Source organism: Salmonella sp. NW722, assembly GCF_051702785.1.
Taxonomy (GTDB): domain Bacteria; phylum Pseudomonadota; class Gammaproteobacteria; order Enterobacterales; family Enterobacteriaceae; genus Salmonella; species Salmonella enterica.
The window spans coordinates 394,444-407,782 of the sequence record NZ_JAMMIN010000006.1 but is presented as its reverse complement, the minus strand read 5'-3'; the positions used below and the strand labels follow the sequence as shown (position 1 = coordinate 407,782).

Sequence of the window (13,339 nt, the reverse complement as noted above, 5' to 3'; positions counted from 1 at the left end):
TGTGCGTAGTGGCGGGTCGGGGTATCGTATTCAACGTGAGAAGTGTTGATGGTGATACCACGCGCTTTTTCTTCCGGAGCGTTATCGATCTGGTCGAATGCACGAGCAGCACCGCCGTAGGTTTTAGCCAGTACGGTGGTGATTGCAGCGGTCAGGGTAGTTTTACCGTGGTCAACGTGGCCGATGGTGCCGACGTTAACGTGCGGTTTTGTACGTTCAAATTTTTCTTTAGACACGGCTATATTCCTTACTATAGCGCTCTCCCCTTCAGGAGAGAGCACGGGATTTTGGTTTTTAACCCTGCGGCTTATTTACCACGGGCTTCGATTACGGCCTGAGCAACGTTGTTCGGCGCATCATCATACTTCAGGAATTCCATAGTGTACGATGCGCGACCTTTGGTCAGAGAACGCAGCTGAGTTGCATATCCGAACATTTCAGACAGCGGTACTTCAGCGTGGATCTTAACGCCTGTAACTTCAGATTCCTGACCTTTGAGCATACCACGACGGCGGCTAAGGTCGCCGATAACGTCACCGGTATTCTCTTCAGGTGTTTCTACTTCAACCTTCATGATCGGCTCAAGCAGAACTGGTTTTGCTTTCTTAAAGCCTTCTTTAAAGGCGATAGACGCAGCCAGTTTAAACGCCAGCTCAGAGGAGTCAACGTCATGGTAAGAACCGAAGTGCAGACGCACACCGAGATCAACTACCGGATAACCCGCCAGCGGGCCAGATTTCAGCTGCTCCTGGATGCCTTTATCAACGGCCGGGATGTATTCGCCAGGAATTACACCACCTTTGATGTCGTTGATGAACTCGTAACCTTTCGGGTTAGAGCCCGGCTCCAGCGGGTACATGTCGATAACAACATGACCATACTGACCGCGACCACCAGACTGTTTCGCGTGTTTACCTTCGATGTCGGTAACTTTCGCGCGAATCGCTTCGCGGTAAGCAACCTGAGGTTTACCCACGTTAGCTTCAACGTTGAATTCACGCTTCATACGGTCAACGATGATATCCAGGTGAAGTTCACCCATACCAGCGATGATGGTCTGGTTAGATTCTTCATCAGTCCATACGCGGAATGACGGGTCTTCTTTCGCCAGACGGCCCAGAGCCAGACCCATTTTTTCCTGGTCAGCTTTGGTTTTCGGTTCTACCGCGATGGAGATTACCGGCTCAGGGAATTCCATACGTTCCAGAATGATCGGGTTTTCCGGATCACACAGGGTGTCACCGGTAGTCACGTCTTTCAGGCCGATAGCAGCCGCGATGTCGCCCGCGCGAACTTCTTTGATCTCTTCACGTTTGTTAGCGTGCATCTGAACGATACGACCGAAACGCTCACGTGCGGTTTTCACGGAGTTCAGTACGGTATCACCAGAGTTAACCACACCGGAGTACACACGGAAGAAGGTCAGGTTACCCACAAACGGGTCGGTAGCGATTTTGAACGCCAGCGCAGAGAACGGCTCGTCGTCGCTTGCGTGACGCTCAGCCGGAGTATCTTTACCGTCGTCCAGAATACCGTTGATCGCAGGTACGTCTACCGGGGATGGCAGGTAATCAATTACCGCATCCAGCATCGCCTGAACACCTTTGTTCTTGAATGCAGAACCACAGGTTACCAGGATGATTTCGTTGTTCAGAACGCGCTGACGCAGAGCTTGTTTGATCTCTTCTTCAGTCAGTTCTTCACCACCCAGGTATTTTTCCATCAGCTCTTCAGAAGCTTCTGCGGCGGACTCGATCAGGTTCTGGTGCCATTCGTTAGCCAGGTCCTGCATGTCAGCCGGGATATCTTCGTATTCGAAGGTAACGCCCTGGTCGGCATCGTTCCAGTTGATGGCTTTCATTTTCACCAGGTCAACAACGCCGGTGAAACCTTCTTCAGCACCAATTGCCAGCTGCAGCGGAACCGGGTTCGCGCCCAGACGGGTTTTGATCTGACCAACAACTTTCAGGAAGTTCGCGCCCATGCGGTCCATTTTGTTAACGAACGCAATGCGCGGAACTTTGTATTTGTTTGCCTGACGCCATACGGTTTCAGACTGCGGCTGAACACCACCAACTGCGCAGTAAACCATTACCGCACCATCGAGAACACGCATGGAACGTTCTACTTCGATAGTGAAGTCAACGTGCCCCGGGGTGTCGATGATGTTGATGCGATGCGGTTCATACTGCTTAGCCATACCAGACCAGAATGCAGTAGTCGCTGCGGAGGTGATAGTAATACCACGCTCCTGCTCCTGCTCCATCCAGTCCATGGTAGCTGCGCCGTCATGAACTTCACCGATTTTGTGGTTTACACCGGTGTAGAACAGAATACGTTCGGTAGTAGTGGTTTTACCGGCGTCGATGTGCGCACTGATACCGATATTACGGTAGCGTGCGATGGGTGTTGTACGAGCCATTTGATTCCTCGTTGATATCTTTAGGCGTTCAGTTAAGTTATCCAAAACGGGCGACTTACCTGAAGCGCCCGCCTGGTGACTATGACTCCGAAGGAATTACCAACGGTAGTGTGCGAACGCCTTGTTGGCTTCTGCCATACGGTGAACGTCTTCACGTTTCTTAACTGCAGTACCTTTGTTTTCTGCAGCGTCAGAAAGTTCGTTCGCCAGGCGCAGAGCCATGGATTTATCACCGCGTTTACGAGCAGCTTCTACGATCCAACGCATTGCCAGAGCATTACGACGGACCGGACGGACTTCAACTGGTACCTGATAAGTAGAACCACCTACACGGCGGGATTTAACTTCTACAGTCGGGCGAACGTTTTCGAGAGCGACTTCGAAAGCTTCCAGTTCAGATTTACCAGAACGCTGAGCCAGGGTCTCCAGCGCGCTGTATACGATTGATTCTGCAGTAGATTTTTTACCATCTACCATCAGGATATTGACAAATTTAGCCAGCAGTTCTGATCCGAACTTCGGATCCGGCAGAATTTTACGCTGACCAATGACGCGACGACGTGGCATGGAAATACTCCGTTGTTAATTCAGGATTGTCCAAAACTCTACGAGTTTAGTTTGACATTAATTTAAAACGTTTGGCCTTACTTAACGGAGAACCATTAAGCCTTAGGACGCTTCACGCCGTACTTAGAACGAGCTTGCTTACGGTCTTTAACGCCGGAGCAGTCAAGCGCGCCACGAACGGTGTGGTAACGAACACCCGGGAGGTCTTTAACACGACCGCCACGGATCAGGATCACGGAGTGCTCCTGCAGGTTGTGACCTTCACCACCGATGTAGGAAGTCACTTCAAAACCGTTAGTCAGACGAACACGGCAAACTTTACGCAGTGCGGAGTTCGGTTTTTTAGGAGTGGTAGTATATACACGAGTACATACGCCACGTTTTTGCGGGCATGCTTCCAGCGCAGGCACGTTGCTTTTCGCAACTTTGCGAGCACGTGGTTTGCGTACCAGCTGGTTAACTGTTGCCATTAAATAGCTCCTGGTTTTAGCTTTTGCTTCGTAAACACGTAATAAAACGCCCTCACACAATATGAGGACGCCGAATTTTAGGGCGGTGTCGAAAAGGTGTCAAGAAATATACAACGATCCCGCCATCACCAGGCCATCTGGTTGGCATACTTAACCGTGAGTCTGACAAACTCAGTATAGTCAACCCTGACGACACTGTCTGAAATTTGACCACCCAGGCCGCGGGCGTCAATGTCTTCTTTCAAGGCATAGACTGTTATGGGGGCATCGCGCAGACTTTCAAGGAAGCGGTTACCTTCAATCGCGACGGTAACGCCATCCTGGAGCAACAAAAGCGCATCGCCCTCTTTTAGCAGGCGCAGCAAAGCGGGAAAATCAACGCTCGAAGCGCAATGAGGTAAGGTATGCAGCATAAACGCCTCAGAATCTCAGGATGACATCATAGTTGCCAAGCTCGCGGCGTAACGCCACGGGTTCCAGCGGCGTGGCGTCTACCACAAAATTAACGTTTTCCAGACCACGCTCGCGCAGCGATGCCGCGCAGATCCAGCATTGATCAATATCGTACAAATCAAAGAGCTTGAAAGTAGCAATATAGTCACGCGCCAGCACAGCGTCTGGTTTTTGTCCCGGTAATAACTGAAAGACGCCGTCGCTGATAAAAAAGACGCCCAGCGCTTCCGTTAGCGCTGACGTCGCCAGCAGCGCATCCAGCCCTTCACGACCTGAGGCGCTACCATGTGGCGCGGTGGAAAAGACAAATGCAATACGTTTCATTAAAACTGCACCACCCGATCGCAGGTGAGAGATGCCTCCGCCAGCGCGCCCAGTCCGCTTAGCGTAAAGCCCGGCTGAAGATTGGCGGACGGCAACTCCAGTCTGCCAGCTTCAGTTTCATCAATAATACCGCGACGAAGCGCCGCCGCGACACAGATGTTCAGCGCTACGCCATGCTGCGTATTCAATTTCTGCCAGGCGCGTACCAGATCATATTCATCGCTCGCCGGCGAGGTCAGGAGATTGGCGTTATAGACACCTTCCCGATAGAAAAAGACGCTGGCTAACTCATGCCCCTCATTGAGCAGCGCGTGGGCGAACTGCAATGCGCTGCTGGCCTGCTGGGTGCCATATGCCGGCCCGGTGACCATAATGGCATAACGCATTATTTATCCTGCCCCTGAAAGTCGCCGCTTTTGAACTGGCGAATATAGAGGTAAACCGTATGTTTTGAGATATTCAGACGATCGGCTACCTGGTTAATGGCGTCTTTAATATCGAAAATGCCTTTTTCGTACAGGTTAAGGACGATCTGACGATTTTTCGCGTTGTTAGAGACATTACGATCGGCATTCACTTCTTCGATCGTGAACTCCAGCGTCTGGGTGACTAAATCTTCGACTGAGGAGGCAAAATTAACCGCTGAGCCGACTTCCGGCGTTTCCGGCGGAATAAAGGTATTCATAATCTGTGAAAATGGCACATCAAGATTCATGTTGATGCACAGTAGACCAATGACGCGCTGCTCGCGGTTGCGAATGGCAATCGTCAACGACTTCATCAAGACACCGCTTTTCGCGCGCGTGAAATAGCATTTCGACACGCTACTGTCCGCCCCTGTCATGTCGTGCAGCATGCGCAACGCCAGGTCGGTAATCGGCGAGCCAATTTTACGGCCCGTATGTTCGCCATTGGCAATACGAATGGCTGAACATTTTAGATCCTGCAAAGAGTGCAATACGATTTCACAATGGGAACCTATAAGCATCGCTAACCCGTCCACTACCGCTTCGTAGGATTTCAGAATATCGAAGTCGGTTTGCTCGAAGGGACGCTGATCCAGCAAATCAAGTTCACTGGTTTCGTTGGTTAAAAGCGACCTGGACATGAAAAAAAACACTCCTTTTCAGGAGCCTGTCGTTATGTTTTCAGGGCAGGCTCATTATTTACGCGGATGATTAAATTAATACAGTGAGGGTTCATCTTTCCAGTACTAATTTGCTCGTCTATTTCAGACTACGTGTGCGTTGGCGGTCATTCAGCCTACGGTCTCGCCCTTAACGACCAGCGCAAGCGCCGTTATCCGCAAATCAAATTATGGTGAGTAATATATCCGGCCTGAATAAAAAAAACCGCCGCTATTACAAGCGGCGGCTCTCAGTTTTTATTTTTTAGCAGCATCTGCGGCTTTAGCGTCAGCCGCATCGGCAGGTTTAGCATCCGCTTTCGGCGCTGGTTTGATATCCAGCAGCTCTACGTCGAATACCAGGGTGGAGTTCGCAGGGATACCCGGAACGCCCGTTTTACCGTAGGCCAGCGCCGGTGGGATAACCAGCTTGATCTTGCCGCCTTTCTTAATATTTTTCAGGCCTTCAGTCCAGCCAGGGATAACGCCGTCCAGACGGAAGGAGAGCGGTTCGCCGCGCGTGTAAGAGTTATCAAACTCTTTACCGTCGATCAGCGTACCTTTGTAGTTCACCACAACGGTATCGCTATCTTTCGGCGCCTCGCCTGTGCCTTCTTTCTCTACTTTGTAAAGCAGACCGGTAGAGGAGGTTTTCACGCCTTTCTCTTTAGCAAAAGCGTCACGGAACGTTTTACCTTTTGCTTCGTTATCGGCAGCGTCTTTTTCCATCTTCGCCTGAGCAGCGCTCTTCACGCGTGCTTCAAACGTCTGCAGCGTTTGCTCAATTTCCTGATCGGACAGTTTGCTCTTATCGGCAAAGGCATCCTGAACGCCGGCAATCAACTGATCTTTATCCAGTTTGATGCCCAACTTTTCCTGCTCTTTAAGCGAATTTTCCATGTAACGACCCAGCGAGGCGCCCAGCGCATAAGCCGCTTTTTGATCGTCGTTTTTAAATGCTGCTTTGCTATCAGCGGTAGCTGCCGGTTTCGCCGCATCAGCAGCAAAAGTGATCGGTGCGTGCATAGCAACGGCCATCGTCGTTGCCAGCAGCGTGGCTTTAAACAGTGATTTCATCCATATCTCCAGGGCCGGGGCATCTCGCCCCATGTTAACTTACGTAAGAAGCGTACTATAAATCGTTGCAGAACAAATCAACATACGAACACGCCCTATTATCACTTCTTTTCAGACTCTTTTTGTTTAAATTAGTTTCGTAGTGCGCGTAATGGTTGCTGTGAAAGCCGGTAAAGTTAAGTAGAATCCGCCGACGGAGACAACATAAAGAGGTACATCATGCAGGATATCACGATGGAAGCTCGTCTGGCTGAACTGGAAAGCCGTCTGGCGTTCCAGGAGATTACCATAGAAGAACTAAACCTGACGGTAACCGCACATGAAATGGAGATGGCGAAGCTGCGCGATCATCTGCGTTTGCTCACGGAAAAGTTAAAAGCCAGTCAGCCGTCAAATATCGCCTCTCAGGCAGAAGAAACGCCGCCGCCGCATTATTGAGACGAAAAAAAAGCGGGGTTAACCCGCTTTTTTTGTGCCCGATGATTTATCGAACCAATGATAATACCCTAAGGATTTAGAGTCACAGCAAGGCGGCAAGCTTGAAAATTCCCCGGGAGCATAGATAACTATGTGACCGGGGTTTGAAAGCGTAGCCAACACCGCGGTGGCTTGAAAGACGACGGGGATTAATGGCAACCGCAGCCGCCTTTACCACCACCGCCGCAGCAGCCTTCGCCGCCGTGCTCGTGACCATGGTCATGACCATGACCGCCACAGCAGCCGTCTTCACCGTGATCGTGGTGGTGATCGTGCGCGCCGTGAACATGACCGTGAGCCAGTTCTTCTTCAGTCGCTTCACGAATCGCAACAACTTCTACGTTAAATTTCAGATTCTGGCCCGCCAGCATGTGGTTACCATCAACCACAACGTGATCGTCTTCCACTTCGGTAATCTCTACCGGTACCGGGCCCTGGTCGGTTTCCGCCAGGAAACGCATCCCTACCTGCAGTTCATCAACGCCCATAAAGACGTCTTTAGGCACACGCTGCACCAGATTTTCGTCATACTGACCGTAAGCGTCGTTCGCGCCAACAGCGACATCAAATTTGTCGCCAACTTCATGGCCTTCCAGCGCGGTTTCCAGACCAGAGATCAGGGAGCCGTGACCGTGCAGGTAATCCAGCGGCGCACTCACCGGAGACTCATCAACCAACACACCGTCTTCTGTACGTACCTGATAGGCCAGGCTGACCACCAGGTCTTTTGCTACTTTCATGATATCTCCTGAGCATGGGAAGAATAGTGGCGCAGATTGTAGCGGAATTCTGCAGCCGTGTACCCCTTAGCTTAAAAAAACCTGCGGCATATCGCTAGTCCGGATGAAAAATCCCGATCACTTGCTCTTCTTTGCGAACATGCTCGCGAACGTCTTTATCCGCTTCCCGCATTTGATGCCCGCACTTAACGCATTCAACAATATCGACATTATTTTCACGCCACATCGCCATTGTATCCTGCGCCTGACAGGCCGGACATTTCGCGCCTGCAATAAAACGTTTACGGATTGCCATTGTTTACCCCTACTCAAATTCATCCCAGCCATCCAACTGGCGCCGTTCCTGTTGCATTTCGCGCTGAAAAATCTCCTCCAGCTCGCGTCGGGCCTCTCTGGCGCGCGAAATCTGTACCATGTCGCTATGCTCCGGGATCAGCTCCCGCAACATTCGCATATCCAGCCGACGGAAATGCAACTGCGCGCGTTGCGCCTGATGCGGATGCATACCTAACGACACCAGAGTTTTACGTCCCAGTTCCAGCGCGCTGGAAAACGTTTCACGGGAAAACTGCGTGACGCCAGCCTGTAATAACTCATGGGCCTCCACACGTCCACGCGCTCGCGCAAGAATATGCAGATGAGGAAAATGCTGCTGACACAGCGCCACCAGCTTCATCGTGTCTTCCGGTTCATTACACGTGATGACTATCGACTCCGCCGCTTCCGCGCCCGCAGAACGCAGCAGCTCGACTTGTGTAGCGTCGCCGTAATACACTTTATAACCATATTTGCGCATCAGATTAACGGCGCCGATATCGCGTTCCAGCACGGTGATACGCATCTTATTCGCCATCAATAAGCGAGCGATCACCTGACCAAAACGGCCAAAGCCGACGACAATCACCTGGGGCTTATCATCCTCAACCCACGGCTTTTCATCATTCTCTTCCGGGCCATTAAGACGGCGCGATAACCACTTATCAATCCCTTTCATCAGTAGCGGCGTGGTCATCATTGATAATGTGACAGTCACCAATAATAACGCCATCTGATCGCCCTGAAACAGGCGCTGAGAAGAGGCGGTAGAAAAGAGCACAAAAGCGAACTCGCCCCCCTGACTCAGCACGCTGGCAAACTGCATCCGTTCAGAACTTCTTATTCCATATACTCGCGCCAGCAGATACAGCGTCAGCATTTTTATGACGACCAGAATAACAACGCTCGCCGCCACCCACAGTAAATGGGTATAAAGTACGCCGAGATTTAGCGACATACCGACGGAGATAAAGAACAGCCCAAGCAGTAAACCTTTAAAGGGATCGATAGCGTTTTCCAGCTCATGCCGGTATTCGCTCTCTGCCAGTAAAACGCCGGCAATGAAGGTTCCCAGGGCCATCGACAGTCCCAGCGCATCCATAAATAAGGCGGCGCTCAACACCAGCAACAGCGTCGCGGCAGTGAAGACCTCCCGCACGCCGGACGCAGCAATAAAACGAAATACCGGGCGCAGCAGGTAACGACCGCCAATCAGCATTACCGCGAAAGCCAGTACCTTCATTGCCACTTTAAACCAGTCGAAATGCTCGTCGGCCGATCCCGCCAGTAAAGGCACCAACGCCAGCGCGGGGATCACCGCTAAATCCTGAAACAGTAAGACGGAAAACCCTAACTGCCCGGACTCGCTACGATTCATGCCTTTCTCGCGCATCAGTTGTAGCGCCATCGCCGTCGAAGACATCGCCAGGCCAATCCCGCCGACGACCGCCGCCTGCCATAAGAAATCAGCAAGCATCAATAATCCCGCCAGCACCGCCGCGCTTAACAGCACCTGAGCAGCGCCGACGCCGAAGATAGAGCGCCGCAGTTGCCAAAGCCGGGACGGATTGAGTTCGAGACCAATGATAAACATCAGAAACACGACGCCCAGTTCGGAAAAGTGCAGGATCTCGTCAACGTCGCTGATGAAGCCCAGCCCCCACGGACCGATGGCGATTCCCGCCAGCAAATACCCTAGCACCGCGCCGATGCCCAGCCTGGCGGCTAACGGCACCGCCGCCACCGCCGCGAAGAGGAACAACACTCCCGCGGTCAATAAATCAGAACCTTCCATCAATAGCCTCCCGCGCTCACAGGATTCGCCAGCCACTCGCCATAGGCTTTCGCATGACTGGCCAGCGTCTGCGGCGACTGGCGGCGTGCCCAGTACACAATAATGGGCGGCATCCAGTGCATCCGGCACATGGCCGCGGTCAGTTCAAAAGGGCGGAGTACATCGCTCATTGGATAGCGGTTTAGCACGTCATACCGGTAAGCGCTCTCCGGCTCGCCGGTCGTAATCACGCTACGCCAGTACTTTCCCACCAGTTGGTTTCCCCCTGGTCCGCTGGCGAACCCCCGACTCAAAACGCGATCAAGCCATTCTTTCAGTAAAGCCGGACAGCTATAGGTGTAAAGGGGATGCTGAAAAACAATGACGTCGTGCTCACGTAACAGGGCTTGTTCATAGGGCGTGTCGATAAAAAAATCAGGATAGCGCGCATAAAGATCGTGCACGGTTACGTTATTGTGCTGTATGGCCGGTTTAAGCAGTACCCGGTTAGCAACCGAGTCCTGAGATTCCGGATGGGCATACAACAGCAAGACTTTCGCTGGCTGAGACATCAATCCCCCTCCCGGTTGTTTTGGGTCGATACATGCCATTCTTCAGGCCGCTTCTACGTTGACAGCGTTTGTTCAACTCAGAAACGTACTCCATGTCCGCCGCTGGGGATTAATGAGAGATATTCTTGTCCCTCACCAAAGGCGGCCTGAATGATTTTGTGTATCGTTGTTGTTTTGAGCTACCATTGCGCTCCAGCGCGGCGGTACGCCCGAATATTACATTATCATAATGATAAATTAACATAGTCTGAACATACGGCGCCTTATGATTGTTTTCTCCTCGTTACAAATTCGTCGCGGCGTGCGCGTCCTACTGGACAATGCCTCGGCTACCATTAATCCAGGCCAGAAAGTCGGCCTGGTGGGTAAAAACGGCTGCGGTAAATCTACCCTGCTGGCATTGCTAAAAAATGAAATCAGCGCCGATGCCGGGAGTTTTACCCTGCCCGGAACCTGGCAATTAGCGTGGGTGAATCAGGAAACACCTGCGTTGCCTCAGCCAGCGATTGAGTATGTCATTGACGGCGACCGTGAATACCGGCAGCTGGAGGCGCAGCTTAACGACGCCAACGAACGTAACGACGGACATGCTATCGCCTCCATACATGGCAAGCTGGACGCCATCGACGCATGGACCGTTCGTTCGCGCGCCGCCAGCCTGCTACACGGTCTCGGCTTCTCTAACGATCAGCTGGAACGTCCGGTCAGCGACTTTTCCGGCGGCTGGCGGATGCGCCTTAATCTGGCCCAGGCGCTGATTTGCCGTTCCGATTTACTGCTGCTCGACGAACCGACCAACCACCTCGATCTGGATGCCGTTATCTGGCTGGAAAAATGGCTGAAGAGCTATCCGGGCACCCTGATTCTGATCTCCCACGATCGCGATTTTCTTGACCCGATAGTGGATAAAATTATCCATATCGAACAGCAGACTCTGTTCGAGTACACCGGCAACTACAGCGCGTTTGAAGTTCAGCGCGCCACGCGCCTGGCGCAACAGCAGGCGATGTATGAGAGTCAGCAGGAGCGTGTGGCGCATCTGCAAAGCTACATCGACCGTTTCCGCGCCAAGGCCACCAAGGCCAAGCAGGCGCAAAGCCGTATCAAGATGCTTGAGCGTATGGAGCTGATTGCGCCGGCTCATGTCGACAACCCGTTCCATTTCAGCTTCCGCGCGCCGGAAAGCCTGCCGAACCCGCTGCTGAAAATGGAAAAAGTCAGCGCAGGTTATGGCGATCGCATCATTCTGGAATCCATCAAGCTGAACCTGGTGCCCGGCTCGCGTATCGGCCTGCTGGGCCGCAACGGCGCGGGGAAATCGACGCTGATCAAGCTGCTGGCGGGCGAACTGGAACCGTTGCACGGTGAAATCGGCCTCGCCAAAGGCATTAAGCTCGGCTACTTCGCCCAGCACCAGTTGGAGTTCCTGCGCGCCGATGAATCCCCGTTGCAGCATATGGCGCGTCTGGCGCCGCAGGAACTGGAGCAGAAGCTGCGCGACTATCTCGGCGGCTTCGGTTTCCAGGGCGACAAAGTAACGGAAGAGACGCAACGTTTCTCCGGCGGCGAGAAAGCGCGCCTGGTGCTGGCGCTGATTGTCTGGCAGCGTCCAAATCTGCTGTTGCTCGATGAACCGACCAACCACCTGGATCTCGACATGCGCCAGGCGCTCACCGAAGCGCTGATTGATTTCGAAGGCGCATTGGTCGTCGTGTCGCACGACCGCCACCTGATTCGCTCCACCACTGACGACCTCTATCTGGTTCACGACAAAAAGGTCGAACCGTTCGACGGAGACCTGGAAGATTATCAGCAGTGGCTGAGTGACGTGCAGAAGCAGGAAAACCAGGCCGACGACGCGCCGAAGGAAAACAACGCCAACAGCGCCCAGTCACGCAAAGATCAGAAGCGTCGCGAAGCCGAGCTACGCACTCTGACGCAGCCGCTGCGTAAAGAGATTACCCGTCTGGAAAAAGAGATGGAAAAGCTCAACGCCCAGTTAGCGCAGGCGGAAGAGAAGCTCGGCGACAGCAGCCTGTATGACCCCAGCCGTAAAGCGGAGATGACCGAGTGTCTGCAACTGCAGGCCAGCGCCAAATCCGGGCTGGAAGAATGTGAAATGGCATGGCTTGAGGCGCAGGAGCAGCTTGAGCAGATGATGCAGAACGACTAAGAGCCTATCCCATTAGGCTATTTTATTCGCCATTTTAGGGCCGGGCAGTGCTCGAAATCCTCACGTACTATGTGTACGCTCCGGTTTCTGCGCGCTGTCCGGCCCCAAACTGGCTTCAACAATTACGCCTACTGGGATAGGCTCTAACGCACGGGGCGGACGATGAACCTGTCTATCACCGATGACATTACCTTCCGCAAGCTCACCATCTTCATGATGCTTGTGGAGAAGGGTAACATCGCCCGCACCGCCGAGGCGCTGCACACGCTGGAAGAGAACGTTCGTGGTCCGCTGTTCGTCCATAAAGGCCTCTTCGGTACTCGTCCCGATATAAAGGTTACCGTTGCGGTCGGCAGCACCGGAACAGAAGCCTGCGTTATGTGATTTAGCGGCAAAGGTTGCCGTGATTTATTTTCGTCAGCGCGTCGTTCACGCCAAATAATTTAAACGTCACCTCATCAACGCCAAGATTTTTCAGACGCGCAGTGTGTTTTTTAATATAAGCCTGCGCCGTTTCTTCGGATTCAAACAAGTAAATGCCGCCAGCTTGCTGGTTTTTCTCGCTTTCTGTCCAGATTTTCCAGATGAAGCCCGGCTCCTCATTGATAGACTCCGCCAGCCCGACCAGTTGCTGAGTCATCTCCTCGCCAAAAGGGCCGCTAAAGTTAAAATGGATCTGTAAAAGTGTCTTCGACATGCCTTCTCCTTGAGTCACATAACTATCGTGTTGCCACACTACCACGATTAATTCGGCTGATGCAGGGGTTCACGCGATTTCTGTGGGGTATTGCGCGCGCCTTGCATACCGCCCCCTCTGGTGAAATGAGGCGCAATTTTATTTCGCCAGAC

Annotated in this window: 17 protein-coding genes; 3 read left to right on the top strand and 14 right to left on the bottom strand. The window is 52.6% G+C overall.

The annotated features are described in order from the left end of the window. The 9 genes from NA330_RS17365 to fkpA form a co-directional block, all read right to left on the bottom strand. Window positions 1-236, bottom strand: a 236-nt coding sequence (locus tag NA330_RS17365; protein WP_000031667.1) for a GTP-binding protein, incomplete at its 3' end; no start/stop codon positions are given. A 71-nt stretch (window positions 237-307) separates the two neighbouring features. After that, window positions 308-2,422 carry an elongation factor G gene (fusA, locus tag NA330_RS17360; RefSeq protein WP_000124693.1) on the bottom strand — a complete coding sequence of 705 codons (2,115 nt, stop codon included), beginning with the start codon at window positions 2,420-2,422 and terminating at the stop codon, window positions 308-310. A gap of 96 nt (window positions 2,423-2,518) precedes the next feature. After that, entirely contained in the window at window positions 2,519-2,989 is a 471-nt protein-coding gene (gene rpsG / locus NA330_RS17355; protein WP_001138043.1) for a 30S ribosomal protein S7, read from the bottom strand. A gap of 95 nt (window positions 2,990-3,084) precedes the next feature. Then, entirely contained in the window at window positions 3,085-3,459 is a 375-nt protein-coding gene (gene rpsL, locus NA330_RS17350) for a 30S ribosomal protein S12 (protein WP_000246815.1), read from the bottom strand. Between the two features lie 125 nt (window positions 3,460-3,584). Continuing rightward, complete coding sequence (gene tusB / locus NA330_RS17345) at window positions 3,585-3,872, bottom strand: sulfurtransferase complex subunit TusB (protein ID WP_000903400.1); 288 nt, start codon at window positions 3,870-3,872, stop codon at window positions 3,585-3,587. Between the two features lie 7 nt (window positions 3,873-3,879). Continuing rightward, complete coding sequence (tusC, locus tag NA330_RS17340; RefSeq protein ID WP_000820705.1) at window positions 3,880-4,236, bottom strand: sulfurtransferase complex subunit TusC; 357 nt, start codon at window positions 4,234-4,236, stop codon at window positions 3,880-3,882. Then, window positions 4,236-4,622, bottom strand: a complete 387-nt coding sequence (gene tusD, locus NA330_RS17335) for a sulfurtransferase complex subunit TusD (protein WP_001268011.1) — start codon at window positions 4,620-4,622, stop codon at window positions 4,236-4,238. The genes tusC and tusD overlap by 1 nt, the downstream gene beginning before the upstream one ends. After that, window positions 4,622-5,344, bottom strand: coding sequence for a helix-turn-helix transcriptional regulator (locus tag NA330_RS17330; protein ID WP_000091471.1), 723 nt, complete (start codon window positions 5,342-5,344; stop codon window positions 4,622-4,624). The genes tusD and NA330_RS17330 overlap by 1 nt, the downstream gene beginning before the upstream one ends. A gap of 276 nt (window positions 5,345-5,620) precedes the next feature. Beyond that, entirely contained in the window at window positions 5,621-6,439 is an 819-nt protein-coding gene (fkpA, locus tag NA330_RS17325) for an FKBP-type peptidyl-prolyl cis-trans isomerase (RefSeq protein ID WP_000838225.1), read from the bottom strand. A 219-nt stretch (window positions 6,440-6,658) separates the two neighbouring features. On the opposite strand from fkpA, the gene NA330_RS17320 reads away from it, so the two are divergent. Continuing rightward, complete coding sequence (locus NA330_RS17320; RefSeq protein WP_001152701.1) at window positions 6,659-6,877, top strand: protein SlyX; 219 nt, start codon at window positions 6,659-6,661, stop codon at window positions 6,875-6,877. Window positions 6,878-7,065: 188 nt separating this feature from the next. Here NA330_RS17320 and slyD read toward each other — a convergent pair whose 3' ends face one another. The 4 genes from slyD to kefG form a co-directional block, all read right to left on the bottom strand. Continuing rightward, on the bottom strand, window positions 7,066-7,656 hold the full coding sequence (gene slyD / locus NA330_RS17315; protein ID WP_000861341.1) for a peptidylprolyl isomerase: 591 nt from the start codon (window positions 7,654-7,656) through the stop codon (window positions 7,066-7,068). A 94-nt stretch (window positions 7,657-7,750) separates the two neighbouring features. After that, complete coding sequence (locus NA330_RS17310) at window positions 7,751-7,951, bottom strand: YheV family putative zinc ribbon protein (RefSeq protein ID WP_001007735.1); 201 nt, start codon at window positions 7,949-7,951, stop codon at window positions 7,751-7,753. A gap of 9 nt (window positions 7,952-7,960) precedes the next feature. Beyond that, entirely contained in the window at window positions 7,961-9,766 is a 1,806-nt protein-coding gene (kefB, locus tag NA330_RS17305; RefSeq protein WP_023181211.1) for a glutathione-regulated potassium-efflux system protein KefB, read from the bottom strand. Then, window positions 9,766-10,317, bottom strand: a complete 552-nt coding sequence (gene kefG, locus NA330_RS17300; protein WP_023241928.1) for a glutathione-regulated potassium-efflux system ancillary protein KefG — start codon at window positions 10,315-10,317, stop codon at window positions 9,766-9,768. The genes kefB and kefG overlap by 1 nt, the downstream gene beginning before the upstream one ends. Window positions 10,318-10,582: 265 nt before the next feature. Here kefG and NA330_RS17295 point away from each other — a divergent pair, with 265 nt between their 5' ends. Then, window positions 10,583-12,490 (top strand): ABC transporter ATP-binding protein, encoded by a 1,908-nt coding sequence (locus NA330_RS17295; protein WP_000634765.1) that lies wholly within the window; start codon window positions 10,583-10,585, stop codon window positions 12,488-12,490. A gap of 162 nt (window positions 12,491-12,652) precedes the next feature. Beyond that, window positions 12,653-12,874, top strand: a complete 222-nt coding sequence (locus NA330_RS17290) for a LysR family transcriptional regulator (RefSeq protein ID WP_001054032.1) — start codon at window positions 12,653-12,655, stop codon at window positions 12,872-12,874. A 1-nt stretch (window position 12,875) separates the two neighbouring features. Here the strand turns inward: NA330_RS17290 and NA330_RS17285 are convergent, their stop codons facing one another. Next, complete coding sequence (locus NA330_RS17285) at window positions 12,876-13,187, bottom strand: monooxygenase (protein ID WP_000047689.1); 312 nt, start codon at window positions 13,185-13,187, stop codon at window positions 12,876-12,878. Window positions 13,188-13,339 lie beyond the last annotated feature (152 nt).